Source organism: Dongia sp. (assembly GCF_041918875.1).
GTDB lineage: Bacteria > Pseudomonadota > Alphaproteobacteria > Dongiales > Dongiaceae > Dongia.
Map to the genome: position 1 here is coordinate 352,162 of NZ_JAYRUV010000002.1, position 26,245 is coordinate 378,406.

23 protein-coding genes are annotated in these 26,245 nt (G+C 64.2%); 13 read left to right on the plus strand and 10 right to left on the minus strand.

The window, feature by feature from the left end; all coding sequences use genetic code 11:
• The first annotated feature begins 36 nt into the window (after nt 1–36).
• Nucleotides 37–369, plus strand: coding sequence for a hypothetical protein (locus tag ACE3TY_RS03520; protein WP_374650924.1), 333 nt, complete (start codon nt 37–39; stop codon nt 367–369).
• 249 nt (nt 370–618) lie between these two features.
• Nucleotides 619–1,194, plus strand: a complete 576-nt coding sequence (locus ACE3TY_RS03525) for a sigma-70 family RNA polymerase sigma factor (RefSeq protein ID WP_374650926.1) — start codon at nt 619–621, stop codon at nt 1,192–1,194.
• Nucleotides 1,195–1,330: 136 nt separating this feature from the next.
• Here the strand turns inward: ACE3TY_RS03525 and ACE3TY_RS03530 are convergent, their stop codons facing one another.
• From ACE3TY_RS03530 to galE, 9 genes are all read right to left on the minus strand, one after another.
• A complete protein-coding gene (locus ACE3TY_RS03530; RefSeq protein ID WP_374650928.1) occupies nt 1,331–2,482 on the minus strand; it encodes an SGNH/GDSL hydrolase family protein in 1,152 nt (383 codons plus the stop codon).
• 4 nt (nt 2,483–2,486) lie between these two features.
• A complete protein-coding gene (locus ACE3TY_RS03535) occupies nt 2,487–3,692 on the minus strand; it encodes a polysaccharide pyruvyl transferase family protein (RefSeq protein ID WP_374650930.1) in 1,206 nt (401 codons plus the stop codon).
• Nucleotides 3,693–3,740: 48 nt separating this feature from the next.
• Entirely contained in the window at nt 3,741–4,880 is a 1,140-nt protein-coding gene (locus tag ACE3TY_RS03540; protein ID WP_374650932.1) for a hypothetical protein, read from the minus strand.
• The gene (locus ACE3TY_RS03545; protein WP_374650934.1) at nt 4,877–7,600 is read right to left on the minus strand and encodes a glycosyltransferase; all 2,724 of its coding nucleotides are present in this window, start codon (nt 7,598–7,600) and stop codon (nt 4,877–4,879) included. Before ACE3TY_RS03545 ends, ACE3TY_RS03540 begins: the two co-directional genes overlap by 4 nt.
• A 5-nt stretch (nt 7,601–7,605) precedes the next feature.
• Nucleotides 7,606–9,138, minus strand: a complete 1,533-nt coding sequence (locus tag ACE3TY_RS03550; protein WP_374650936.1) for a DUF6212 domain-containing protein — start codon at nt 9,136–9,138, stop codon at nt 7,606–7,608.
• Between the two features lie 187 nt (nt 9,139–9,325).
• Complete coding sequence (gene rfbA, locus ACE3TY_RS03555; RefSeq protein WP_374650937.1) at nt 9,326–10,243, minus strand: glucose-1-phosphate thymidylyltransferase RfbA; 918 nt, start codon at nt 10,241–10,243, stop codon at nt 9,326–9,328.
• Nucleotides 10,240–11,133: a dTDP-4-dehydrorhamnose reductase gene (gene rfbD, locus ACE3TY_RS03560; RefSeq protein WP_374650939.1), complete on the minus strand. Its 894-nt coding sequence runs from the start codon at nt 11,131–11,133 to the stop codon at nt 10,240–10,242. The genes rfbA and rfbD overlap by 4 nt, the downstream gene beginning before the upstream one ends.
• Nucleotides 11,126–11,731, minus strand: coding sequence for a dTDP-4-dehydrorhamnose 3,5-epimerase (rfbC, locus tag ACE3TY_RS03565; RefSeq protein ID WP_374650941.1), 606 nt, complete (start codon nt 11,729–11,731; stop codon nt 11,126–11,128). The genes rfbD and rfbC overlap by 8 nt, the downstream gene beginning before the upstream one ends.
• Nucleotides 11,721–12,716: a UDP-glucose 4-epimerase GalE gene (gene galE / locus ACE3TY_RS03570; RefSeq protein WP_374650942.1), complete on the minus strand. Its 996-nt coding sequence runs from the start codon at nt 12,714–12,716 to the stop codon at nt 11,721–11,723. The genes rfbC and galE overlap by 11 nt, the downstream gene beginning before the upstream one ends.
• Before the next feature lie 174 nt (nt 12,717–12,890).
• On the opposite strand from galE, the gene ACE3TY_RS03575 reads away from it, so the two are divergent.
• The 10 genes from ACE3TY_RS03575 to ACE3TY_RS03620 all read left to right on the plus strand — a co-directional run bounded on the left by ACE3TY_RS03575 (nt 12,891) and on the right by ACE3TY_RS03620 (nt 24,526).
• Nucleotides 12,891–14,108, plus strand: coding sequence for a glycosyltransferase (locus tag ACE3TY_RS03575; RefSeq protein WP_374650944.1), 1,218 nt, complete (start codon nt 12,891–12,893; stop codon nt 14,106–14,108).
• 154 nt (nt 14,109–14,262) lie between these two features.
• Nucleotides 14,263–15,165 (plus strand): calcium-binding protein, encoded by a 903-nt coding sequence (locus tag ACE3TY_RS03580; RefSeq protein ID WP_374650945.1) that lies wholly within the window; start codon nt 14,263–14,265, stop codon nt 15,163–15,165.
• 75 nt (nt 15,166–15,240) lie between these two features.
• A complete protein-coding gene (locus tag ACE3TY_RS03585) occupies nt 15,241–17,445 on the plus strand; it encodes a glycosyltransferase family 2 protein (protein WP_374650947.1) in 2,205 nt (734 codons plus the stop codon).
• Nucleotides 17,442–18,272 carry a class I SAM-dependent methyltransferase gene (locus ACE3TY_RS03590; protein WP_374650948.1) on the plus strand — a complete coding sequence of 277 codons (831 nt, stop codon included), beginning with the start codon at nt 17,442–17,444 and terminating at the stop codon, nt 18,270–18,272. The genes ACE3TY_RS03585 and ACE3TY_RS03590 overlap by 4 nt, the downstream gene beginning before the upstream one ends.
• A 2-nt stretch (nt 18,273–18,274) precedes the next feature.
• On the plus strand, nt 18,275–19,618 hold the full coding sequence (locus ACE3TY_RS03595) for a glycosyltransferase family 4 protein (protein ID WP_374650950.1): 1,344 nt from the start codon (nt 18,275–18,277) through the stop codon (nt 19,616–19,618).
• Nucleotides 19,608–20,348, plus strand: coding sequence for a hypothetical protein (locus tag ACE3TY_RS03600; protein WP_374650951.1), 741 nt, complete (start codon nt 19,608–19,610; stop codon nt 20,346–20,348). Before ACE3TY_RS03595 ends, ACE3TY_RS03600 begins: the two co-directional genes overlap by 11 nt.
• 2 nt (nt 20,349–20,350) lie before the next feature.
• Nucleotides 20,351–22,114, plus strand: coding sequence for a type I secretion system permease/ATPase (locus ACE3TY_RS03605; RefSeq protein ID WP_374650953.1), 1,764 nt, complete (start codon nt 20,351–20,353; stop codon nt 22,112–22,114).
• Entirely contained in the window at nt 22,111–23,436 is a 1,326-nt protein-coding gene (locus tag ACE3TY_RS03610) for an HlyD family type I secretion periplasmic adaptor subunit (protein ID WP_374650955.1), read from the plus strand. Before ACE3TY_RS03605 ends, ACE3TY_RS03610 begins: the two co-directional genes overlap by 4 nt.
• A 122-nt stretch (nt 23,437–23,558) precedes the next feature.
• Entirely contained in the window at nt 23,559–24,008 is a 450-nt protein-coding gene (locus ACE3TY_RS03615) for a DUF1499 domain-containing protein (RefSeq protein ID WP_374650957.1), read from the plus strand.
• Nucleotides 24,005–24,526, plus strand: coding sequence for a PAS domain-containing protein (locus ACE3TY_RS03620; RefSeq protein WP_374650959.1), 522 nt, complete (start codon nt 24,005–24,007; stop codon nt 24,524–24,526). The genes ACE3TY_RS03615 and ACE3TY_RS03620 overlap by 4 nt, the downstream gene beginning before the upstream one ends.
• Here ACE3TY_RS03620 and ACE3TY_RS03625 read toward each other — a convergent pair.
• Entirely contained in the window at nt 24,523–25,431 is a 909-nt protein-coding gene (locus ACE3TY_RS03625) for an oxaloacetate decarboxylase (protein WP_374650960.1), read from the minus strand. The two genes, ACE3TY_RS03620 and ACE3TY_RS03625, sit on opposite strands and share 4 nt — an antisense overlap.
• 231 nt (nt 25,432–25,662) lie before the next feature.
• Between ACE3TY_RS03625 and ACE3TY_RS03630 the strand changes: the two genes are divergently transcribed.
• Complete coding sequence (locus ACE3TY_RS03630) at nt 25,663–26,022, plus strand: hypothetical protein (RefSeq protein WP_374650962.1); 360 nt, start codon at nt 25,663–25,665, stop codon at nt 26,020–26,022.
• Nucleotides 26,023–26,245 lie beyond the last annotated feature (223 nt).

The window sequence follows — 26,245 nt, forward strand, 5'->3', positions numbered from 1 at the left end:
TTCGATGAACCGGAACCAACATGACGCAGAGATGACATGACCACGCAAATGGCCGACATAGTGAATTCAGATATGACTGACGACAAACACAAGCCAGTGCCGCTCGGCAAGGCTGCACATAACCATGACAAGAAGAATGATTTGGGCGGAACGCTCATGCAGCCCGATGCGGATCAATCCAAGGCGCCAAAGATACAGGACATCGGGGCTTCGCGGGCAATGGGAGTTTCGCAGCGCAGGCCTCCCGAGGCGCTGGATCGATGGTTCGACGATCAGCTCAATCGGTTGTTCAATGACGTTGGCAGCGAAGAGCTGCCGGCAGAACTTGAACAACTGATCAGCAGGCTGAAAGCGCAGATCCAGAAATAGATTCCGGAAAATAGCGCCCGGGGCATAGACTTCAGTCCGAACCCAGCCCGTGCCAGCAGCGCATCGACAATGTCGCCAGAAATGTCGCGAGAGAAGATCGGCGCATGAGAGATCGGCCGCGGCAAGGCGTCGCCCCACATCGCCACGGTGCCGCGAGGAACTGCGACCTACCGCAGGTGTTGGGACCGAAACGAAAAGAATCGGATGGAAATGCCAGCGAAAGAAACATCTGTGGCAAGGCACGCGAAGATGGATGTCGAAGCAATGCTGCTCGACGTCATCCCGCATCTGCGTGCCTTCGCGCGCTCGCTCACGCGCAACCGCGACCAGGCAGACGATCTGACCCACGATGCCGTCGTCCGCGCGCTGGCGGCGATCGACCAGTTCACGCCGGGGACGAACTTCAAAGCGTGGATGTTCACCATCCTGCGCAATCTCTATTACAACGAATGCCGCAAGCGCTGGATCAAGTCGACACCGATCGACGATCTGGCCGGCGACGAGCCGTCCATCGGACCCGCGCAGGAAGCCAATCTGGAGTTCAACGATTTTCGCCGCGCCTTCTGGCAGCTCAACGCCGATCAGCGCGAGGTGCTCATCCTGGTCGGTGCCAGCGGATTCTCCTATGAAGAAGCGGCCGAGGTGTGCAATTGCCGCGTCGGCACCGTCAAGAGCCGCGTATCGCGCGCCAGGGCCGAATTGAAACAACTTCTGGAACATGGAAACCTGCCCGGACAACGCAGCGATACCGCGCCGATGCCAAAGGACGGGCTGGAGGAATTCCTGGTGCATGACGCACCCATGTCGACGCCCAGTGGAAAATGACCTCCAATGGGAAATGAGGTTGCAGGGGCTTCGGGTTCCATCTCAGGCAATCGTCACGCATGCCCCACCTTGCTCCCTTCAGGGACAGGGTACTGCAGCGAAGCCGATCGTTCAGACGAGGCGCCCGGTGATTGGCTTATGCCGAGTTTGCGGCACGGCGGATGGGGGGCTGGGAGGTGGCGTTGGCGGTGAAGTTCCTGCAACGCCCGCTATAGAGAAGACCGAGCAGCGGCAGGGGCGCGTTCTCCGGGACGGAACCCTGGGCGACATTGTCCTTGGCGACATGCGGCTTCAGTGCGGGATCATCGTCGGCACGCGCCAGGGCGAAGCTCTCGGCCCCCGCCGGCTGCAGCAGGTCGGCGCCATAGAGGAATTCACAGGGCAGCATCGCGGCCAGGAACTTGAACTTGCCATCGCGCACGCCGCCCTTCAGCAGCGAACACCGATAGGACGTATCGCCGCGCGTCAGCGCCAGCGGCGCCACGTCGGGTGTACTCATATGAAAGACGCCTAGAAGTTTGCCGCCCTCGAGTTCAAGGCTCAGTCGATGACGGGCAAGGTCGATGGCGCTGAAGGCGAAGCGCCGGTTGTGGAACTCGGCCAGGGGCGCGTCCTTGACGGCGGCGAAGATCGCCGGAACGTCGACGATGCCGGCTTCGGCGAAATGGTCCGGGTCGACGGGCGGCGGCAGAGCCGTTCCGCCTTCGCGCGCCAGTGCCGCCGCCAGGCCGTCGGCGGCGAGGTCGGCCACCATGGCGGTGGCGATGGGGCGTGCATAGTGACCCTGATCGACATAGAAGGCGGGATCGGTCACCACCTGGCGGCCGAACTTGCGCATCAAGCCGCGCGAGATGTCGATGCAGGCCGTGCCGTACCAGTCGGAGAGATAATGGATGCCGGCATCGATCGCGGGTACGCTGCCGAGCCAGGATCCATTGCGGGCGCCAAGAACGATGGTGCAGATGCGCAGGCGCGGATTGCGCGTCAGCGCATAGCGCAGGATGCCCTCATAAATCCGCGCCCAGTGTCGGAACTGCCGCCTTTCATCGCCATAGATGAAGGCGTCATTGAGCGCATATTCGACGATCAGCAGGTCCGAACGGTCGAGCGCATCGCCAGCCTTCAGCCGAAAGAGGCCATAGGCGCTGGTGGTGCCGCCGACAGCGAGATTCTCGACAATGTCGAGGTCGATCCCGCGCCGGGCGGCGGCTGCCAGCATCTGCGAGAGATAGCCCGGCTCCATCACCGTGTTGGAACCGCCGACGATCGTGGTGCGCAAGGCGGGCATGGGGTCAGGCCGCCATCAGCATGGCCTGGTAATTCTCGGTCATGGAGAGGCCGGCCTCGGTCAGATGGCGGTGGAAATTCTTCAGGCGCATGCGGTAGGTGTCGAGGAAGGCGTCGATGCGCGCTTGCGACATGAATTCCGCCATGAAGGCCTCAAGCCCCATGTTGCAGGCCTTGTCGACCGTGGTGTGCGGGACGCCGAAGAATTCGCTGAGTTCCTTGACACGCAGATCCTTGAACAGGATCGCGGTGGGCAGGCCCACCTGCAGGGCCGCGACGCCGCCATGGAAGCGATCGCCGATGAAGACGTCGTGCCAGCCATAGCATTGGCGCCAGGCATCGACGCTGTCGAAATAGAAATACTTGTCGAACGGCGCTTCGGCGCCGATCGCCTCGTTGACCAGCGGCTCGATCACATTCTGCAGCATACGGTTGCGGGCATCGTCGAAGAAATGCCGACCCTGCAGTTCTTCCTTGAACTGGAAGATTTCATCCTGGAAGACGTAGGAGCATTTCTGGCCCGTGAAGAACTTCGCCAGCTGCTTGCCGCGCACCGATTTCTTCTGCAGATAGCCGGCGGTGACGAAACGGTAATCCTCCGGCTTCTTGGTCGGTGCCTTGATGCCCAGGATATTCTCCGGATAGAGCATCATGCTGGGGCAGCCCAGCGCCGTCGGATTCTTGAAGCCCATCTTCTTCAGCCAGGTTTCGGTCTGGGCGCCGCGCACGCCAAAGACGAGCGCCCGCTCGTCGATCCAGCGCAGCAGGTCGACCGTCGCCGGTTCAAGCGTGCTCATATCCTCCATCTCGTTCTGCATGCCCATGCCGAGCACGACCACGGGAATCTTGATCTGTTCGAGCACCTTGAGCAGCGAGACATGGTTGAGATTGGGCCGGATCTCGTTCGCCATGGGCAGGACGAGCGCGTCGAAATTGTTGTTGAGCAGGTCCATCGCCTCCTTCGAGCCCTTATAGGCGTCGTAGAGAACGTGCACGCTGAGCATGCAGGAATAATTGCGGTCGTAATCGAAGATGCGGCAGGAACCTTCGCCGATGAGCATATTGCCCTTGTTCGACGTCAGGTAGAAGTTGCGCGACATCGTCGAGAAGGTCGTGCTGTTGGAGCGTGGCAGTCCTTCGGAGAAGGGCATGCCGGGATGATAGCGATAGCGCGTGTCAGCCGGCTGGCGACCGAAGCAGAGTCTTTTCATGACGATAATCCTTCTCCCGAACGAGTTGAATTCACCACTGAGGTCGGCTCAGGGCGCCGCTGGTATCTGATTGTGGTCGGAAAGCGCCTTCACAAGCCCGGTCGGCCGGCCGCAACGCTCCAGCGCAAAGCCCTTGTCGGCATTCCAGTCGTAGTAGAAGGCCAACGGCACGGCCGATGCCGACTGCGCCAGGCGGTCCAGCAAGGGCCGCAGCAGATGGATGCGCTGGGCGTCGTCGGCGGCGCAAAGCCGGTGCGGCAAGGCGCTGCCGAATTCGGTGATCCAGCACGGCCGCGTGGCGAATGCCGACATGCCGCAAGGACCGAGCTGTGCCTCGATCATGGCTTGGCGGTCCGCATGATGGTTGGCCTGACGCAGGGGTTCGTAAACATGGATGCCGACTGCATCCGACAGGTCGAAAATCCGGCGCTCGCCGAAGGCGGCATAGGTAAGGGCCGGCGCCACATAGGTGGCCCCGCTGCCGCTGATGAAGTCGGCGTTGATGTCGGCCAGGCCCGCCGATATCAGCTTGATGGGGCGGGAGCCGATGGCCCCGCGCGCGATTTCCATCGCGGCGCGATAGCGGTCGAGACCGTCGGCAAAGCGCCGCCGCGTGTCCGGGGCCCAATCTTCCGCGCTGTCGATCACCTGGCCGGTGGCGGCCATGGGCAGGTCGCCATTGTAGCCGGACCAGTTAAGCTCGTTGCCGAGCTCGATGCCGATGAGGGGAATTCGCGCGCGTGCCGTGAAGCCCAGCAGCGCATCGAAGCGTGCCCGGAAGCGGTCCAGATCGATCTGCGAAAGGCCGTAAGCGGCAAAGAATCGCCCGGTCCTGGCGCGCGGCGCGGCGTCCTTCGCGGCAACGGCGCCATCGATGAGCGGAAAGGTGACGAGGACGGAAAGGCCGGCTTCCTTCGCGCGCTGCATGGCCGCGAAGGAACGGTCGATCGGATCCTTGAGGCCGACGCGCACATGGCGAAACCCGGCGGCATGGATGTCGGCAAAGACAGCGTCGATTTCCGCCGGTGTTTCCCAGGCGATATTGGCCGTGGCGATGCCGATTTCAGTGGGCGTGCCATCCGCATTGCTGGCACTGGCCGGCATGGTGCCGCCCAGGCCAAGTGCCACCAGGCCGAGCGCCACCAGTGCGATGGCAAGGGTGCACCGCATATGGTTGCCGCCGCTCATCTTCCCGGACTCGAGGTTACGGTTCGGCGTAGCTCGATTTCCTCCGACCTGAAGGGAAACCAAGCCTCAAGCCGTTCGATGAGCGGCGACAGGTTTTCGGCCCAGGTCCTTGCGGCGACATTCTCCGCCGCCTTGACCGAGAGCCGATTATGGAGATGAGCATCGCCGAGCAGCCGCTCCAGCGCGCCCACCAATTCCTGGGCGACGGCATTGTCATCCTCGGCATGGAGGAGGAGGCCGTCGATATCGTGTTCCACCAGTTCGCCGACGGCACCGACTGCCGTCACGACCGGCACGCAGCCGACACGCTGCGCTTCGAGAATGGTCAAGGGGGCGCCTTCCCAGCGCGAGGTCAGCAGCAGGACGTCGGCTTCGGCAAAGGCGTCGGTCAGGCCCTTGGCGGAGTAGATGGCGGGTTCCAGCCTGATGCCGAGTTCGGCAAAGCGTTCCGTCCAGGAACCGCCGCTCCGATCGCCCAGGACCTCGCCGCCGACAAGGCGGATGTCGACCGGCAGCTTGCGCCGCTGGATGAGCCGCGCCGCCGCATAGAGGCGCTCGATGCCTTTTTGCGAATCCAGCCGGCCGAGGAACAGCGCCTGCAGCCGTTCCGGCCGGCCGCGCCGCTGCCGCTGGCGCAGGATGGCGCGCACTTCCGCCTCGCGCAGATCGAAGCTCGGCGCGTTGCGGATATGCATCAGCTTGGCATTGGGGACACCCATGCCGTGGAACCAGTCCACCATCTGTTCCGAGCAGGTGAGGATGAGGTCGTAGATATGCTCGTAGGCGAGCGCGATATAGGGATGGCCGGCGGCACGGCCGGAACGCGCGCGGTCCAGCACATGGACATGGTCGAGGATCTTGACGCCGCGCCGGCGCAGTTCGCCGAGGATCGCGTTGACTGGGGCCACCTGGCAGTTGACGACGACATCGAGCCCGGCGAAGAGGCCGAGCAGCCGCTCGACGCGGGCACCTTCGTCCTGCGCCATCATCAGATCGTGGCCGGCGAAATGATGGGCCCCACCCCAAAGCGGATAATCGTCCATCAGGAAATTGATGCTGGCGAAATCGCCATGGTCGAAGACGAGCTCGCAGGACGGCTTGCCCAGCACATAGAGATGCGCCTCGTAGCCGAGACGCGTCAGTTCCCGCGCCATCGCATAGGCGACCTTCTCGACGCCGCCGAAGGAGGCGATGGGCAGCAGGAAGCCGATGCGCGGCGCCTGGTCCTTTCCCGGAATGCGCGGCAGGACCGGTGCCGCCCCCAGCGCTTCGCGCAGCAGGCGGTAATGCGTCTTGATCGGCGGGAAATAGCCGCCGCGCCAGGTCCAGCGCGGATTGGCCATGCGGCGATAAGCGGAATCGCGGAACACACCCAGGGTCGAAAGCAGGCCGTTGGTGGCCGAAAGAACGGTGCGGTCGAGGTCGAAGGCCTTGAAGGGGCCGCGGATCACCAGTTCGACCGTGTCGGGCGAGGGGTGGCGGCCGCGGATCGAGCCGATCCATTCCTCGGAGATGTCGTCGACGCAGGCCTTGAAGAGATCGACCGAGCACATCCAGGCCAGCGGCTTCCTGGCCATGTAGTCGGGCGCCCCGGCTTCGATCTGGCGCAGCTCGATGCGGCCGGGATCGTGCTCCAGGCGCAGGGCGACCAGATGATGCTTCTCGGCCAGGCGCTCGGCATGCCAGAGCACATTGTGGATGACGCCGATCTTGCGCAGCGCCTCGAGATGGGCCGGCGCGATCCACAGCATGAAGGGCGGCACGCCATGGGCATCCGGCTCGGCCAGCGCCGCCCAATAGCGGTCGATATAGGTTTCGAGATCGATCTTGGCATGCGGCGCCGTCGGGTCGCTGAACAGCGAGACGGCATAGGTGCCGGTGGCGATGGCGGCATAGCGCGGACTCTCGGCATGTTCCCAAGCCGCCAGCGTGTCCGGCTGGAAGAGCTTCTTATGCTTCTCCCGGATATAGGACATGATGGCGGCCTTGGTGCGGTGCGAATCGCGCAGCATGCTCTCGGCGCGCTGGCGATAGTCGAAGCCGAAGAAGGGGTAGTTGGCGCCCTCGAAGCCGTGCGAGATGCATTGCAGCCAGAAATCCCAATCCTCGAAGCCCGCCTTCATCGTCTCGTCGAAGCGGATGCCGGCATCGAAGACGCGGCGCGCAACCATGCTGCCGGCCTCGCAGATATTGTCGAAGGTGAGATGGAGGAGGCGCGAATAGGGCGCCTGGTAGCTGCCGTTCCAGCCGATGCCGAACTTGTCGATATTGGGATAGACCCAGGCGATCTCCGGTCGGCTCTGCAGGAAGTCGAACACATCCTGCATCGCCGGCGGGGTGATGCGGTTGTCGGCATCGAGGAAATAGACGGCCTCGATGCCAGGAAAGAGATCGAAGGCGAAATCGACGCCGTAATTGCGGGCCGAACTGAGTCCGCCATTTGGCTTGCGCACATAGAAGACATTGGCATGCGCGGTGGCATAGGCGGAACCGATGGTCTCCGTTTCCGGAAAGGGGCAGCCGTCATCGACGATGACGATGGCGATGTCGAACGAGGCGCGCTGGGCCAGGGCCGATTCGACTGCCTCGGTCATCAGCACAGAATGCTTGTAGACCGGGATGACGATGGCGAGGCGCGGGGCGAAATCCGCCGTCTCGCGGACAGCGGGCGCCGCGGCGCCGGTCTCGTTGGCGGCCCGATGGAGCTTGCGCGTGCGCATGCGGTTCAGCCTTGCACCAGAGCGTGGATGTTGAGGAAGCGCGCCCAGGCGAAATCATGGTTGCCCGGTTCGACCATGCGCGTCACCAGATAGAGATCGCTTTGCGCGCGGGCCGGCGCGTCGAGATAGAGGCTGCCGAAGCGCGGCTGCTTGGCCGGAACGCGGACCCAGCCGGAAAACCCTTCGCCGGGACGCGGGTCGTCGGTGCCGGCGAGGATGCCGGCGATGCGTCCCTCATCGTCTCCGACGACGAGCGCGAATTCGACGTCGCGCGCCTTCTCATGCGCCACCAGCAGATTGGCCGAAACGCGCAAGGCGCCCTGGGGGCATCCGCCGGCGATCCTGGCAACCGTGCTACCGAACGCCGGCGGATGGCAGGAGACGACACGCTCGCTCTCCAGATAGCTGACACCGTCGAACCCGCTCGATTCCATGTCGAGATTGACCTGTTGCGTCTTGAAGAGGATGTCCTGCGGCAGGGCCAGTTCGCGCAAACCCTGATCGGCCTTGTCGTGACCGGCGCGGGCGGCAAAAGCATCGCGTTCCGGCGGCACGATTCCGGGCAGGCCGACGAAAACCTGAAGCGCGAGGCTGCTGCTGGAGATGGACTGCCTGAGATCGGCATCCTGCAGGCGGAAAAGGGCCAAGGGCTGGGCGTTGCCGAGGGAGAGGGTCGGCAGATCCGCACGCTGGCCTTCGGCCGAGACGAGGAGGCGCAGGGTGCGGCGCAGGCCGGCGACGGTCTTTTGCAGGGACAAGGTCATCCAGCCGGCATTGATCTCGGCGATGGGAACGGTCCAGGTCTCGATGATACGGCCGTCTTCGATGGATTGCAGGGCGGCGCGCAGGGTGCCGCCGCTGCGGGGTGCCGCCTTGGCGACATGAAGCGCCACGGCGCTGACGCCGCTGCTGGCAACGGGCAGAATCTGGCTGATGCCGCCACTGCCGGCCGTCGCCAATACATTGGGTTCCGTGTCGTCCTCGACCGGCGAGTTGACGAAGGCGATGTCGAACGGCTGCAGACCGGCGCGGTCGATGAAGGCTTCGAGCGCCGCAAAGCGGTTCTGCAGTTCCTCGTTGGCCTGCCGCGCATCGGCCAACTGGCGGAACAAGGCCGTCGTCAGCTCGGCATTCCTTTGCGCCAGCCCCTGTGCGACGACCATCATGTGTGCCGCGAAGCCGGCTGCATCGTCCGCCCCAATCACGGCGGTGTCGGACACGCCCGCGTGGCGCCGCTTGCGCAGCCAGTCGCCCGCGCGGTCGGCAAGTTCGCGGTCGCCGGGGTCGAAGGCGATGACGGCGGCCAATTGCGGCGGCACTTCGGCCAGGCGCCGATCCTGGCCCGCGGCATCGCGCACCAGCAGATGATCCTCGGCAATGCGCTTGATCTTCAGCAGCGCGAAACTGTCGCCCGTCAAGGCGCGGATGGCCTCGCTCGGCTGGCCAGCGAAGAGGATCGTCGGCTTGCGCAGATAGGCGCGCTTGGCGCTGTCGAGCAGATGGATGTCCTGGTTCCGTGCGGTGGCAGCACTGATCACGCGCGCGCCCTTTCCATTCGATGACCGGTTCGATCTTGCGCTGCAATATTATCAGGAGGCGCAAAGTGGATCAAGAAATGCATAAATAAAAATACTCTCACTCTGGAGTGATTATACTGTAAAAACAATTAGAAATGCGATCATTATATAATTGTTACTGTAGCTGTAAGTATTGCGGTGGCAAGCGTCAGCTGACGGCACCTGCCACGCGCAAGGGGACGGGCCGCGCATCGATCTCCAGATCGGCGAGCAGCGATTTGAGATAGCGGCCATAGGCACTGACCGGTGCCGCAGCGGCGACGCGCGCGAAACTGTCGCTGCCGATGAAGCCCTGGGCGAGGGCGATTTCCTCGAGGCAGGCGATCTTGATGCCCTGCCGCGTTTCCAGGGCGCAGACGAACTGCGTGGCCGCCATCAGGGTTTCCGGCGTGCCGGTGTCGAGCCAGGCGAAGCCCCGCCCCAGCCGCTCGACGGTGAGCGTACCCGCCTTGAGATAATGTGCATTGAGATCGGTAATCTCAAGCTCGCCGCGCGCGGAGGGCTTGAGATCGGCGGCGATGTCGACGACGTGCCTGTCGTAGAAGTAAAGCCCGGTCACCGCCCAGTTGGAGGCGGGATGGCGCGGCTTTTCGACGATCGAGAGAGGGCGCTGGTCGGCGTCGAGCTCGACCACGCCATAACGCTGCGGGTCGTCGACGCGGCAGGCGAAGATGTGAGCGCCATCGGTGAGTGTGGATGCCTGCGCGAGGCGCTGGCTGAGCCCGCTGCCGAAAAAGAGATTGTCGCCGAGAATGAGTGCTGCGGGCTCGTTGCCGAGAAAGGTGCGTCCAATGCGGAACGCCTGGGCGATGCCTTCGGGGCGCTTCTGTTCCGCGTACGAGATGCTGAGGCCCCAGCGCGAGCCGTCGCCCAAGAGGTCGACATAACGTTCAAGGTCGCGCGGAGTGGAGATCAGCAGGATGTCGCGAATGCCGGCCAGCATCAAGGTGGCGACCGGATAATAGATCATCGGCTTGTCGTAGATCGGCAGCAGCTGCTTGGTGACCGCAGCCGTCATCGGATAAAGGCGGGAGCCGCTGCCGCCGGCAAGAACGATGCCCTTCATGCCGCCGCCCTCTCCTTGCCCAGCTGTGTCACCAGGGCGGGGAGGGCTGCCCGCCAATCCGGCATCGTGTAGCCCAGCGATTCCGCGAGGCGGCAATCGAGCGCGCTGTTGCGCGGCCGCGGCGCCGGCCGGCCGAGATCAGCAAGGCGCATCGGCGCCAGCTGGCAGGGTGGGCTATAGCCGGCCTCGCTGAGCGCGGCGAACGCAGCGGCGGCGAAATCGAACCAGCTCACGGCGGGCTGTCCGGCGATATGGAGATGGGACGGCAGGGCACGGCCTTGCGCGAGATCGAAGGCCAGCGACTGCAGTATCCGCGCCAGGGCGGCGGCAGGTGTGGGCGTGCTGACCTGATCCGCCACCATGGCGAGGGGGAGCGGGCCCGAGGCCCGGCGCAGCACCGTCTTGAGGATATTCTGCCCATGGCGGCCGAAGAGGCCGGCGCTCCGCACGATGAGGCAGCGTACACCGCTGGCAAGCAGCGCCTTCTCGCCAGCAAGCTTGCTCTGACCGTAGACCGAGAGGGGCCGGGTTGCATCGTCTTCGCCATATGCCGCCTGCTGCGAGCCGGAGAAGACATAATCGCTGGAGACATGGAGGAACGGAATTTCGAGGAGGTCGGCAGCCGCCGCGATATAGGCTGGTGCCTCGGCATTGAGCTGGGTGGCAAGGACCGGCTCGCTCTGGGCAAGATCGACTGCCGTATGGGCGGCGGTGTTGACGATGGCGATCGGCTCGAGGGTGGCGAGTTGCGCATAGATGTCGCCAGCGTCGAACAGATTGATTTCGCCCTTCCCGAGAAAACGCGGGCGGATGCCGGTCGGCCATTCGAGATCGGCCAGCTCGCGTGCCAGTTGGCCGTTGCGGCCGATGACGGCGACGGTCTCAGCCATGGGCTTGCCTGCGCGGCAGCTGTGTCGCTGGGAGGCGCCAGTCGATCGACGGCAATTCGCGCAAGCGCGGCAGCAGCGCGTCTTTTTCCGAAACCAGGATCTCGGCCGCGGTGAAGGGCCAGTCGATCCCCAGATCCGGATCGTCCCAGGCGATGCCCCCTTCGGCGCCGGGCGCATAGGGGGCCGAGACTTTATAATGGACGAGCGTTTCGGGCTGCAGCGAACAGAAGCCATGAGCAAATCCGACCGGCACGAAAAGATGCGCGCCGCCGGAGGCAGGCATATGCACGGCGGCGGGGCGGCCGAAGGTGGGCGAGCCGCGGCGCAGGTCGACGAGGATGTCGAGAATGGCGCCGGCCAGAACCGTGACCAGCTTCGCCTGCGCATAAGGCGGACGCTGGAAGTGAAGGCCACGCACCACCGCCGCCTGGGCGGTGAGCGAGACATTGTCCTGGCAGAAATCGGGGAGCGTCGCGCCGCCATCGCCGGGTTGGCGGCGATGCAGCTCCATGAACCAGCCGCGCGTATCGTCGAAGCGGCGGCCCTGGATGAGTTGAACCCCCTCAGGCAGAGACGTCGTCACGGGATCAAACGGCAAGGCGCACCTCCGCGGCGGCGCCGGCATGCCAGCGCCAGGCGCTGGCGACGATCTCCGAAAGGGACGAGCCCGTCGCCTGCCAGCCCAGCACGTCGCGCGCGCGGCGCGGATCGGCATAGAGGGCCGGCGGATCGCCGATGCGGCGCGGGGCGACCTGTTGCGGTACCGGCCGGCCGGCCTCGGCCGCCACGGCGTCGATCACCTGGCGTACGGAGTAAGGCTTGCCGGTGCCGAGGTTGAAAGCGTGGAAGCCGGCATGGTCGTTCAGGAACTCGATCGCGCGGACATGGGCAGCACCCAAATCGTTTACATGGATATAGTCGCGCTCGCAGGTGCCGTCGGCGGTCGGGTAGTCGGTGCCGAAGATCTGCACCGGCCCGCGCTCGGCCCTGGCTGCAGCGATCACGAGCGGGATGAGATGTGTTTCCGGCTGATGCGCCTCGCCGATCCCGTCGGCGTCCGCCGCACCCGCCGCGTTGAAATAGCGCAGGGCCGCCGCACCGATCCCATAGGCAGCGGCGAAATCCGTGAGGATTGCCTCCACCATCAGTTTGGAGCGGCCATAGGTGTTGATCGGCGCCTGCGCCGTTTCCTCCGCGATCGGGCAGCGTTCCGGCTCGCCATAGGTGGCGCAGGTGCTGGAGAAGATGAAGCGATCGACCCCGCCCTCGCGCATCGCCTGCAGCAGCGACAGAGTGCCGGCGACATTGTTCTCGTAATAACGCGCCGGCTGCGTCGCGGATTCGCCCACCAGCGAGAGGGCGGCGAAATGCATTACGGCGACCGGCCGGTACTGGGCGATCAAGGCGGCCACACGCTGCCGGTCGGCGATGTCGCCGATTTCAAGCGGACCCCATTTCACCGCCCAGCGATGGCCGGTGGAGAGATTGTCGAGCGTGATGGGGAGATAGCCGCTCCGGGCAAGCGCGCGGCAAGCGTGAGAACCGACATAACCGGCACCGCCGGTCACGAGCACTGGACGCATCAATATCCCCATTCGCCGTGGACGCGCCAGCAAGGTAGCAAAGGAAAAGTAGTTAGGCACTATTTACAATATTCGTAAAGCGCAACCAAATATACTTCTCTGGAGACTTGCAAGAAGATGTGCGCTGCGCGATCAATGTGCGTCATCAGATCGTCGCATTGAATGGAGCGGCCGTTGAATTTCCTCTTCGTGCATCGCGATTTCCCCGGTCAGTTCGGCGCGCTGGCGACAAGGCTCGCGCAATCGACGCATCATCGTGTTGTTTTCATAAACTCCACCACGGCAGAATCTGCCGAGATCGACCTGCGCCGCTATCGGCCCAAGCGCGCACCCGCGCGCACGACGCACCATTATCTGCACAATTTTGAATCGGGCGTGCTCAATGGACAGGCGGTTTATGAAATCTGTCACAAGCTGCAGGCGGAATCTTTCACGCCGGATGTGATCTTCGCACATTGTGGCTGGGGCACGGCGCTCTACTTGCGCGAAGCATTCCCGCTGGCGCGGCTCATCGGCTATTTCGAATGGTACTATCATCCGCACGGATCCGATGCCGACTATCTCGACCCCGCAGCGATGACGGCGGACAATGCCTGTCGCATCCGGACGCTCAACGCGCCGCTGCTGATGATGCTGGAGGATGTCGATCTGGGCCTTGTGCCGACGGCATTTCAGCACAATACGTTCCCGCACAGCTATCGGCACAAATTGCGGATTCTCCATGATGGTGTGGATACGGATTACTTCGTGCCGGACTCTGCGGCGTCGCGTCGTTTCGTCGCGGCAGATCTCACGAAGGTTAAGAGATTGCTAACATATGCCACTCGCGGCATGGAGCCCTATCGCGGTTTCCCGGAGTTCATGCAGGCGATCGACGGAGTGCTGCGGGTCGACCGGCATGTGCATGTGGCGATCGCCGGCGAGGACCGGACCTATTATTCAAGGCCGCTCCCGGGCGGCGATACATATAAGGCGAAAGCGCTGCGCGAACTGCCGGGCCTCGATCTGACGCGCGTGCATTTCCTTGGCACCCTGCCGCGCGACGACTATCGCCGGCTGCTGCAGATTTCCGATCTCCACGTCTATCTCACCGTGCCCTTCGTTCCTTCCTGGTCGCTGGTCGAAGCGATGGCGTGCGGCTGCCACATCCTCGCTTCCGATACGAATCCCACGCGCGAAATTCTCGGAACTGACATATGCGCACATTTTACGGATCATCGAGATACATTTGCGTTCGAAAAAGTGCTGCTGCGGGCGCTACAGGCGGACAATGATTCCTCAGAGTTGCGCAGGCGTGCGAGAAAGCGCGCGGAATCGGCCTATTCCATCAAATCGCTTCTGCCGCGCTGGGAGGAAATTGCAATCGGCGCGCGCGAAGCGAAGCGCGTCTAGCTTCCACCAAAATATAAGTTCTCCGAATTACATCGGCGCAAATATCTATAATAGTTTTATAACAATAGAATTGTTGCGCACTGCGTCGCGAGCTGTTCAATTACCCGCGGTTTCGGCACCACGACCATCATTCCAAGCGACGAGGAGAGATAAGATGGCGACAATTCCGGGCGGTGATTTCGCCGACCGTCTTGTCGGCACCAGCCACGGGGACGTTATCCTGGGCGGCGGCGGTGACGACGCGATTGCCGGCGGCGGCGGCAAGGACTTCATCGACGGCGGTAGCGGCCACGACTGGATCGACGGTGGCAGCGGTTCCGATTTCATCAGCGGCGGCACCGGCTCCGACCATATCCTGGGCGGCTCCGGCAGCGACATTGTCTTCGGCGGCGCCGATGCGGATTTCATCAATGGCGGTTCGGGCGAAGACACGATCTTCGGCGGTGCCGGCGATGACTGGATCAACGGCGGCAGCTCCGACGACAATCTGTTCGGCGGCGACGGCAAGGACGACCTCACCGGCGGCAATGGCGACGACCGGATGTCGGGCGGGAAGGGCGATGATGCCCTGCGCGGCGGCAACGGCGACGACCGCCTTGAAGGCGATGCCGGCAATGACAGCCTCAGCGGCGGCAATGGCGACGACCTGCTGCGGGGCGGTGCCGGCGACGACAGCCTGGAGGGCGGCAAAGGCGACGACCAGCTCATCGGCGGCGACGGCAGCGACCGTCTCTCCGGCGGCGATGGCGACGATTATCTGTCCGGCGGTGCCGGCGACGATTTCCTGCGCGGCGGCAATGGCGACGATACCTTCGTCTTCCACGGCGGCGGCGGCCAGGATGTCGTCATGGATTTCGAGGAAGGCGAGGACATCCTGCGCATCTCGAAGAACATCAACGGCCTCGATGTCACCGACGCGAACGATGTCGCATCGCTTGCGCACGAGGACGGCGGCAATACGGTGATCGATTTTGGCGGCGGCGACCAGGTGACCCTGGTCGGCGTCAAGGTGGCCGACGTCCAGGCCAACCCGAGCGCCTTCTTCGTCATCGGCTGATAGGCGATGGCGCCGGACCCGGCCGCTTGCGGCATGGTTCCGGCGCCATTTTCCTTGTCCAACGATCGGATGAACATGCTGGCCCAGCCACGCGACAAGATCGCCGATCTCAGCGTGAATTTCGACGCCGCCGAGGCGAGGCTCGCTTGCTTCGACCTGCCGGGCGGCCTGCGCGCGGTCGTGCGCGAAGGCGCCGCCGGCGCTGTCCCGCAGCGCGCCGGAAAGATGCTGCCGCCGCCTCTGGTCAGGGTTGCCCTGCCGCTCCGGGACGGCGGCAACCGCCAGCTCATCGTCTTCCGCGCCGAAGCGGCCGAGCAGCCGATCGACCTTATGGACGGCGACGGGCTGCCGATCGCCCGGCTTGCAGCCAAGGATTTTGCGACGCCCGACCGCGCCGCCTTGTCGCGCGACCTCAGCGAAATCGGCAAGCTGCGGCTTGCGCGCCAGCTGTTGGATGTCTGCCGCGACGTCTTCCAGCTGAAGCATGACATTTCCTATGGCCGCTTCTGCCGCGCATTGCTGGCCGAGGTGGAGCCCAATCCGCCGGCCGTGACGGCGGAAGCCATTGTCAGCCAGCGCTTCGCTCTGCTGGGCCTGCCTGTGCCCGGCCATGTCGGCGAGATCAATGACATATTCGTCGTCGGCGAACGTGGCATCGCCACAATTCCTCACAAGCCGCTGCATACCGGCAAGGGGCGGCGCCTGACGCTGATCGATCGCACCCATTTCAGGAGCGGCAACCTGCTGGTCGTGGTCGGCGCCGACGGATTGTCAACGGCCCGCATCGGCACCGCGCCGCGGACGCCGTTTCTGACTTGGCTGCAGGCGAACAGGAATGCGGCGCGGGCCGTCTGCGGGTTCGTCACCCGCTGCCTGGCGGAGGCGGCCGGCGAGGACGCATCGGCAGCGGCGCTGCTGCGCGAGCTGGACCTCTTCAAGCCGGCGGCGCAACGCAACCTCACGGACAAGCGCATGCCGGTTGGCGCCGGCGTCGAGCTGCTGGTCGGCGACGGGACGGGCGGCATCTTCATAAAAGGCTGGCTGCGCGATCCGCACCGCCTGGCGAACGCAGTGCGGATCCTTGGTGCGGGCCTGACAGCGCGGCGCATCGACGAGCGCTGGCTGCGCCACGCGCGGCCGGATATCGACAAGCATTATGACGGCCGGCCGCTGACCGCCGGCTTCGTGGCCTTCCTGCCCGACGCCGGCACGTCGCGTGGGCAGGTCAAGATGGAGATCGAACTGGGTTCGGGTGCCATGCTGGAGGTCCTGGCGCGCCCGGCGACGGGGACGCCGGCGCAGCTGCGCGATGCCGTGCTGGGCGCGGTGCCGCCGGAATGCCTCACCACCGACGCCATTGCGCAGGCGATCGCACCGGTGGCGGCAAGCCTGCACAAGCAATATCTGGCAGCCAGGCAAGCGCCGGATCTGGTGCTGCTGGGCGCGCCGGTCGCCAGTCCGCGCTATTCGATCGTCATTCCGCTCTATCGCAACCTCGACTATCTGCGCTTTCAGCTGGGCGCCTTCGCGGTCGATCCGGCGATGCGGGAGGCGGAAATCATCTTCGTGCTCGACTCGCCCGAGCAGCGGGCGGAACTGGTGCATTTCCTCAGCGGCCTGCATCAGCTCTATGGATTGCCGCTCGCCATCCTCGTCATGTCCGGCAATTTCGGCTATGCGGCCGCGAACAATGCGGCGGCGAATATCGCACGCGGGAAATTCCTGCTGCTGCTCAATTCCGATGTGGTGCCAGAAGGGACCGGCTGGCTGGCACGCCTTGCCGCGCCGCTCCAGCGCAGCAGGAAGGTCGCCGCCACGGGAGCCCGGCTGCTGTTCGACGATCATTCGCTGCAGCATGCCGGCATGCGCTTTGCGCGGGATGCCGGCGGACACTGGCTGAACCTTCACTACTACAAAGGCGCACCGCGCGAGTTCGCGCCCGCCCTGGAGACGCGCGCGGTTCCGGCGGTGACGGGTGCGGCGCTCCTGGTGCGGCGCGAGGCATTCCTTGCCGTCGGTGGCTTCACCGAGGACTACATCATCGGCGACTATGAGGATTCGGATCTCTGCCTGAAGCTGCGGCGGGAAGGTCACGAAATCTATTATTGCCCCGAAGCCGTGCTGTTCCATTTCGAGCGTAAATCGATCAACCGTCACGCCGGCTACCAGCGCTCGGTGGCCGGCCTCTATAACCGGTGGCTCGCGGGGCAGCGCTGGAACGATGCGATGCTGGAACTGATGAACCGCTTCGACCGGCCCGCCATCGAGGCCGCGCCGTGAATGCACTGACCCGGGCACCCGGCGCCGAGCCGGCGGAGATCGACGAGGCGGTCTTTGCAAGTTTGCTGAAATCGATCCGCCGCAACCGCTTCCTGCCGATCCCGTCGCAAGAGCGCAATTTTGTCGGCGACGGCGACTTCCTCGCCATCGGCTGCGAGTTCCTGCGCCACTTCGTCGAGCTTGGCGGCCTGCGCCCGCAGGACAGGGTGCTGGAGATCGGTTGCGGGATCGGCCGCATGGCCCTGCCGCTGACGCAATATCTGGAAGCGCCGGCAGGTCATTACATCGGCTTCGACGTGGTGCCGGCCGGTATCGACTGGTGCCGCGAGAATATCGGCGGCGCCTATGCCAATTTCGAGTTCCTGCATCTCGATTTCAACAACCAGCTCTACAACCCGCAAGGCAAGCTCAGCGAGCAGGGAGCGTTGCCGTTCGAAGATGCCAGCGTCGATTTCCTCTTCATGACCTCGGTCGTGACGCATCTCGATCCCGCTTACACGACTTTCTATTTCCGCGAGGCGGCGCGGCTGCTGCGTCCCGCCGGCCGCCTGTTCGTGACGGCCTTTGTCCTCGATACCGCCAACCGCACCCTGGTCGAGGCCAGGAAGGCGCGCCCGGCCTTCCATCTGGAAGGAGATGGACCCGACTACATCGCCGATCGCGATCATCCGATGGCAGCCGTGGCCTTCGACGCCGACTGGCTGCTGGGCATGGCGCGGGACTTGGGCCTGCAACTCGCCCGGCCGATCGCCTTCGGGCATTGGAGCGGTCGCGTTGCCGAAAACTTCCAAGATATCTGCGTCTTCCAGCGCGCCAGACCGAGGTAAGGATGACGAAGCTCAAGGTGCTGCATCTCTGTCACAACCATCCGGACCTGCATCCGGGCGGGACGGAGATCTTCGCGCTCGACCTGCACCGGCAATTGAAGGCCAGCGGCGAGGCAGATGGGCTGTTTATCGGCTGCGTCGACGAGAACCACCGCCGGCAGCGCCCCGGCACGGTCTTTCAGGGCATCGGCCCGAACAGCGACGAAATGCTGATGTGGACAGGGCATTTCGACAATTTTTACCTGTCGCAGATCGACCTGCACGGTATCGTGCCGGAGCTTACCGACCTGCTGACGACGGTGAAACCCGATATCGTCCACTTCCATCATATCCTGCTGATGGGTGTGGAAATACTGTTCCTGGTGCGGCGCGTCTTGCCGAGAGCGAAGATCGTGCTGTCGCTGCATGACTATTACGCCATCTGCGCCCATGACGGGCAGATGGTGACGACCGGCGAACGCCGGCCATGCCAGCAGGCTTCGCCCGATGCCTGCCATCGCTGCTTCAAGGGATTGGAGCCGGAACATTTCGTTCTGCGCGAGCGGCACATCAAGACGCATTTCTCGGTCGTCGACCGCTTCCTGTCGCCCAGCAGTTTCCTGCGGCGCCGCTTCATCGGCTGGGGGCTGGCGCCGGAGCGCATCGACGTGTTGCGCAATGCCCGGCCCGAACCGGTAATTGCTCCGCATCGGCAATTGCGGCCGGGAGATTCGCGCAACCGGTTCGCCTATTTCGGAAATCTTAACCCCAACAAGGGTGTACTCGTCCTGCTCGAGGCAGCACGCCTGCTCGGCCAGCGGCGGCCCGGTTCGTTCCGGGTGGATATTCACGGCGGCGCTCCGTTCCAGAGCGATGCCTTCAAGGCCGATCTTGCTGCCGCCCTGGCGAAAGTGGAGGGGCTGGTGCGCTGGCACGGCCCCTATCAGCCGACGGAGATGGCTGGCCTGATGCGGGAAACGGATTGGATGGTGACGCCGTCGATCTGGTGGGAGAACGCTCCCTTGGTGATCGACGAGGCCTTCGCGCAACGCCGGCCGGTCATCGCCAGCGATATGGGCGGCATGGCGGAATCGGTGCGCCACGAGGTGGATGGGCTTACGTTCCGGCCCGGCGACGCGGCGGCCCTGGCCGATGTCATGGAACGCGCGCTCGACGAGCCAGCATTGTGGGACCGGCTCGTCGCCGGCATCAAGCCACGCCGCAGGCTGGAAGATTGCGCGGCGGACCATCTGGCGCTCTATCGCAGCCTGATGGAAATCGCGCGTCCCAAACCGGGCCGTGCCACAGGATCGGTGCCGAAAAACGGCAAGGTGAAGTCGGAAGAACGGGTGTCACATGTCAGCTAATGCGGATGCCGTCACGAAACTGGATCTGGCTGCCAACGCGCCTGCCAACGGGGCGGCGCATATTCAAGGCTATATCGATGCGATCGAACCCGATCGCGTCTTCGGCTGGGCGTGGAACACCACGGACCCCTCGGAACGGCTGCATGTCGAGATCCGGCAGGCCGATCAACTGATCGTTCGCCTCGAAGCCAATCAGCCGCGCCCGGACCTGGTCGCCAACGGCATCGGCGACGGGCGCTATGCTTTTGTGGCGAATGTCCCGGCGATCGGCGAGATCGACCGCGCCGCGCCTATTACCGTGATGGCCTTCACGTCGGACGGGACGTCGGCGATCGAGTTGAAGCGGCAGAACGCGACACCGGCACCGGCTGCGGTGAGCGCGGTTGTGCTGGGCGAAATCCGCGCCCGCGACCAGCGCCTGCAGGGGCAGATCAAGCAGCTGGTCAGCGTCGCCAAGGAGCGTGGCGGCCTCGATCAGACCCTCAACGAGCGCGTTTCGCAATCGCTTGAAAAGCTCGACACGGCCCTGCCGGAGATCGAGCACCGGCTGGCCGGCATGGAGGTGTTTCAATTGCGGATCGATACGCTGCTGCAGTCCTTCGAACGGCGCCTCGCTGCCATCGAACATAAATCGCAGCCGCGCCAGCCGCTGTTGCTCTGGGTCTGGGCCGGCCTCGCCACCGCCGTCTCATTGGCCTTCATCGCACAGCAGGTCTGGCGGAGCATCTGAACATGGCTGCCGGCAAGGCCCGTACCGGGCTCAACAACAATCCTTTCGAGACGGCGATCCGCGCCTTGCGCGGTGGCCTCGCCTTTGTCGGTTTCCTGACGCTCTTCATCTGCATCTGCCAGCTGATCGTGCCGCTGTTCATGGTGCAGGTCTATGACCGTGTCCTGGGCAGCCGCAGCCTCGATACGCTGGCGGCACTCATCGTGGTGGCCGCGGGCGGCCTCGTGCTGCTGGGGGCGCTTGAATATATCCGCAGCCGCGTCTATCACATCCTCGGCGACCGGCTGGCGCGGCGCCTCAATACGGCGACCCTGGAAGCCGCCGTCGCCGACAATCTCGACGGACATAACAACCATCCCGGCCAGGCCTTGCGCGACCTCAACGATCTGCGCCAGTTCCTGACCAGTTCGGCCATCAGCGTGCCGTTCGAGGCGCTGTTCGTACCGCTCTTCCTTGCCGTTCTCTTCATGTTGCATTGGGTCTATGGTGTCATCGCCATCGGCGCCGCCGCCATGCTGGTGAGCCTCAGCCTGCTGATGGAAATGGTGGCGCGGCGGCCGTTGGCCGAGGCCAACGAGGCTTCCGTCAAAAGCACCGGGCAGACGGCGGCGGCGTTGCGCAATGCCGAAGTGATCCAGGCCATGGGCATGCTGCCCGCCATCGCGAAGCGCTGGGAACATGCGCAATACAAGGTGTTGCAGGGGCTCGACGAAGGCAACCGCCGGTCGCGCGCCATGTCGGCCCTGTCGAAGACGCTGCGCTACATGCTGCAGATCGCCATGATGTCGTCGGGCGCCATCCTGGTGATCGAGCGCATGGCCTCGCCGGGGACGATGGTGGCGGCCTCGATCATCATGGGGCGCATGCTGCTGCCCTTCGATCATCTTATCGAGGGCTGGCGGCAATGGATATTTGCGCGCGGCGCCTATACGCGCCTCAAGGAACTCATTGCCCGGGTCGACCACCGGCCGGCCGGCATGGCGCTGAGCCATGTCGAAGGCCGCCTCGTCGTCGACCGCCTGGGTTTTGTGCCGCCGGGCACGGACCGCGCCGTCCTGCGCAATATCAGCTTCAATCTCGAGCCGGGCGAAGTGCTGGGTGTCATCGGGCCGTCGGCGGCCGGCAAATCGACCCTGGCACGGCTGCTGGTCGGCGTATGGAAGCCGACGCAGGGTGCGGTCTATCTCGACGGACAGAATGTAATCAACTGGGATCGCGCTTCCTTCGGATCCGCCGTGGGTTACCTGCCGCAGTCGGTCTCTTTGCTGGAAGGCACGGTGCGCGAGAATATCGCGCATATGGGCGAGGCCGATCCGGCACGGGTCGTGGCGGCGGCCCGGCGCGCCGATGTCCATGAGACGATCGGGACGCTGCCGCACGGCTACGATACGGAGATCGGCGAGCATGGCTTCTCCTTGAGCGGCGGCCAGCGCCAGCGTATCGGCCTGGCGCGGGCGCTGTTCGGCGATCCGGCCTTCGTGGTACTCGACGAGCCCAATGCCAATCTCGACCAGGCCGGCGAGCAGGCGTTGATGAACGCGCTGGCGGCTGCCAAGGCCGACGGTGCGACCATCGTCCTCATCACGCACCGGCCGTCCATCGTCGGTATATGCGACAAGCTGCTGGTGCTGCGCGATGGCGGCATGGCGCAATTCGGCCCGCGCGCGGATGTGCTGCGCTCGGTGACGGCGTCCGGCAAGGCCGAGGGCGCATTGGCGCAGCCGGGCAGCGGAACGGGCGGCGTTGCAAGGCTGGTGAAATCATGAGCGTGATCGATCTGGGCCATCCGGGGCTCGTCTATCCGGAACCGTCGCTGCGACGCTACGTCATCCTGGGGCTGGCCGTCGTTTTCATCGGTTTCGGCGGGTTTCTGCTGTGGGGTCTGTTGGCCTCGCTCGACCGTGCGGCGATCGCCGACGGCACGGTCGTGGTCGACAGCAACAAGAAGTCCGTGCAGCACCTCGAAGGGGGCATCGTGCGGGAACTGCTGGTGCGTGACGGCGACCAGGTGAAAGGCGGCGACGTGCTCTTGCGTCTCGACCGGACCCAGGTGCAGGCGCAGATCAGCCAGCTGCATATGGAGCATTATTCGCGACTTGCCCGGATCGCGCGCCTGACTGCCGAACAGGAGGCCAAGCGCGACATAGCCTTCCCGCCGGAACTGCTGGTGGCAGCGGAAGAGTCGGCGGTGAAGGTGCTGATGGCCTCGCAGAAATCACTGCTCGAGGCGCGCATGTCCGCCTATGAGGAAGGCGTTGGCATGCGGCAGAAGAAGATCAGTGAAACCGAAAATGAGATCGACGGATTGAAGAGCCAGATCGGCGCCGCGCAGGAGATGCTGGCGATCAACGACAAACAGCTGGTCAGCATCCGGGAACTCTACAAAAAGGGCCTGACCGAGATTCCGCGGTTGCGCGGCCTGGAGAGCGCATCGGCGGAACTGGGCGGACGCATTGGCGAGTTGAAGTCGAATATCGCGCGCAGCGCCGAGACTATCGCCGGCATGCGCATCGAGATCGAAAACCTGCGCTCGACCCGGGCTACCGAGGTCAATGCCGAACTGCAGCAGGTGCTGATGGAAGGAACCGATTACGAGGGCCGCCTCGCCAGCCTGCAGGACGTTCTTGCCCGCATGGATGTGCGGGCACCGCAGGGCGGCCGCGTCGTCAACATGCAGGTGTTCGGTCCGGGCGCCGTGATCGAGCCTGGCAAGCCCATTCTCGATATCGTGCCGCAGGACGACCAACTGGTGATCGAAGCCAAGGTCAAGACCGACGATATCGATTCCGTTCATGCCGGCCTGCCGGCGGAAGTGCGTCTCCTGGCCTACAAACAGCGCCGCGTGCCGGCGATCGACGGTGAAGTCGTCACCGTCTCCGCCGACCGCCTGGTCGAGGAACGCTCTGGTGTCGCCTATTATATCGCGCGTGTAAAATTGGATCTCAGCTCGCTGCCGCCCGGCATGAATGTGGTTCCATATCCGGGAATGCCGGCCGAAGTGATGATCGCGACCGGCCCGCGCCGCGCCATCGACTATTTCACCTCGCCGCTGACCGATACGTGGAATAGGGCCTTCCGCGAGGAGTAGCATTCGGCCCAAATCCCCTGGCAAAGTGGCGGCCGGATCTGTATGAAGGCGCGCATCGTGATCCGATTCAGCGCCCCATGACCGAACCAGACCTGCGCCCGCGAAGACGGCGATCCGTTGCCGTGTTTTGTTGCTTGTGCCTGCTGGCCGCAGGCTGCAGCGCCGATACGGCTTTCATCCAGTTCGCCGCCCTCGTGCGTGCCGACTCGCCTAACGACGCGTTGGCCTGTCCAGCCGGAACCTGCACGGCCAAAGTAGATCTTGTCACGGAACTTGTTGCGCTGACGCCGCGGGACTTGGCCGAAAGGGTGGTCGGCGTCCTGCGTGCGGAGCCACGCACGGAGCTGGTGGCGCGCAGCGACGACGGCTTGCGTTTCGTCTTCGTGCAGCGCTCTCTCTTGTTCCGTTTCCCCGACACGGTCAACATCGCCGTGCTGCCCATAGACGGCGACAAGGCCGGCATCGCCATCTATAGCCGCTCCAATTACGGCTATGGCGATTTCGGCGTGAACCGGGCGCGAGTGGAAGGCTGGCTGGCAATACTCGGCATTCCCACCAGGCCAGCGCCATGAGCGGGCTGCCGCCCGGCGTCGCGCGCTTCGTCGATGCGGTGCAGGCGGCCATGCCCTCGACCCGTGCGCTGTTCAGATATTGGACGGAGACCCGCCGCGACGGCGTGCCGCTGCGTCGCACGGAAATCGATCCAGCGGCGCTGCGCGACATCCTGCCCTATCTGCTGCTGGGCGACATCGAGACGGAGCCGTTCCGCGTTCTTTTCCGCCTGATCGGCACGGGTGTGGCCGATTTCAGCCGGCAGGACTTCAGCGGGCAATATCTCGATGAACTGGTCTATAGCGCGCGCGACAGCGTCAGCTGGACCGATTGCTACCGCTATGTGCATGACGAACGCATCGGACTCGTCGGCGTCAACGAACTGAATTTTGCCGATGGACGCGTCACCTCTTACGAATTCGCCATCCTGCCGCTTTCGCGCGGCGAGGATCCGGCCGGATCTTTCATCGCGATCGAGGCCTATGACGATTTCGACCGGCTGCTGATTCCCGATCTCAATCCGGTGCGGCGCCGCTAGTCGATCGATCTTTCCGCGATCTTTTCCATGAGGTCGCGAGCGAAACCGTCGCAGCCGCGCTCCATCTCGCGCAGGGCGGGCAGGCGCACGATGTCGTGGAAGGTGGCGAAATTCAGCATCTCGGCCTGCAGCGCGCTGGTGTCGCCGCTCTCGCGCAAATTCGTGTAGAGCCGGCGCAGCGTATGGGCGATGGCGTAGGTTGCGGCGACGGGAAAGGCCACGCAGGCATAGCCGATATCTTCGAGCTGCGCCGCGCCGAGAAGCGGCGTCTTGCCGCCTTCGACATTGTTGGCCATGCAGGGTGCGGGAATTTCGCTGCAGATGCGCGCCATCTCGTCCGCCGTCAGGGGGGCTTCGACGAAGATGAGATCGGCGCCGGCTTCGCGATATATCTGCGCGCGCTCGATGGCGGCTTCCAGTCCTTCGATGGCGCGCGCATCGGTCCGCGCCATGATGACGAGATCCCGGTCGGTGCGGGCATCGGTCGCCGCTTTTACCTTGGCGACCATCTCGGTCACTGGCACCACGCGCTTGCCGTCCATATGGCCGCAGCGCTTGGGCGCCACCTGGTCCTCGATGAACAAGGCGGCGACGCCGGCGCGTTCGTAGGCGCGTACCGTCCGCGCCACATTGATGGCCGAGCCATAGCCTGTATCGGCGTCGGCGAGGATGGGGAGCGGCGTCGTATCGCACAGGCGCGCGTAATGGTTGGCCATTTCCGCCATGCCCAGCTGGCCGATATCGGGCGCCCCCAGGAGACTTGCCGTGGCGGCGTAGCCGCCGGCGGTGAAGGCGTCGAAGCCCGCCAGTTCGATGAGCCGCACGGACAGGGCATCGTGGGCGCCGGGCAGGACCAGGATTTCCGGCCGGTCGATCAACTGACGGAAACGCGTGGTACGGCGCATATAGGACATCCTCGGCTGCTGTCTGGCGCCGGCATCATAGCCGCGCTGGCCGAGTCGCGCTGCGAGGCCGCGCTTTTTGGCGATTCCTTTTTGGCGATTCAGGGGAACTTTGTCTGCGTCCAAGACGTTACTAGACGGGTATTTTGGCAAATTCCTGTTGAATTCTGCTGCCGGCCGCACGAGACTAGGGCCGGTTTTGCATTCCATGGGCTCAAAAGAGGGATATCAACCATGTCAAAGCATTTCGTGATCCGCCTGTCGGCGGCAGCCCTGGTGGCGGGGAGCGTTCTGGGTGTGGCCGGCCTTGCCGCCGCCCAGGACCAGACAGCGATCTACAGCCAGTATCATCAGGCGATCCGCGCCGCAGAAGCCTGCCGCGAGATGACGCTGGATCCGGCTGCCTGGAGCAAGGTGTCGACCTATATCGACAAGAAGATCAACTACGAGATCCCGGCCGGTGAGCGTCTGACGCTGATCGAAGCCGCCAAGACCGACACGCGCGAGCTGGTCTGGAACAAGGGCTGCGATTCCGACGAAGTGAAGGCGCTGCTCTCGCTCTACGACGCCGAACTCGCCAACCCGGCGATGTAAGTATCCGGTCGGCCGCAAGGCCGGTCGCAAGAAAGCCCCGCTGCCGCAAGGTGGCGGGGCTTTCGTTTGTGGATCTGGGCTAAGGCGTTTTATCGGAGCCCCCTCTCCCTAACCCTCCCCCAACGTGGGGGCTACGAGATTCACACATTTCGGAGGTTCCAGCCATGCTTGATTGCATGGAACTGATTGAGACCTCTGAGCATGACGATGGGGCCTGGCTTTC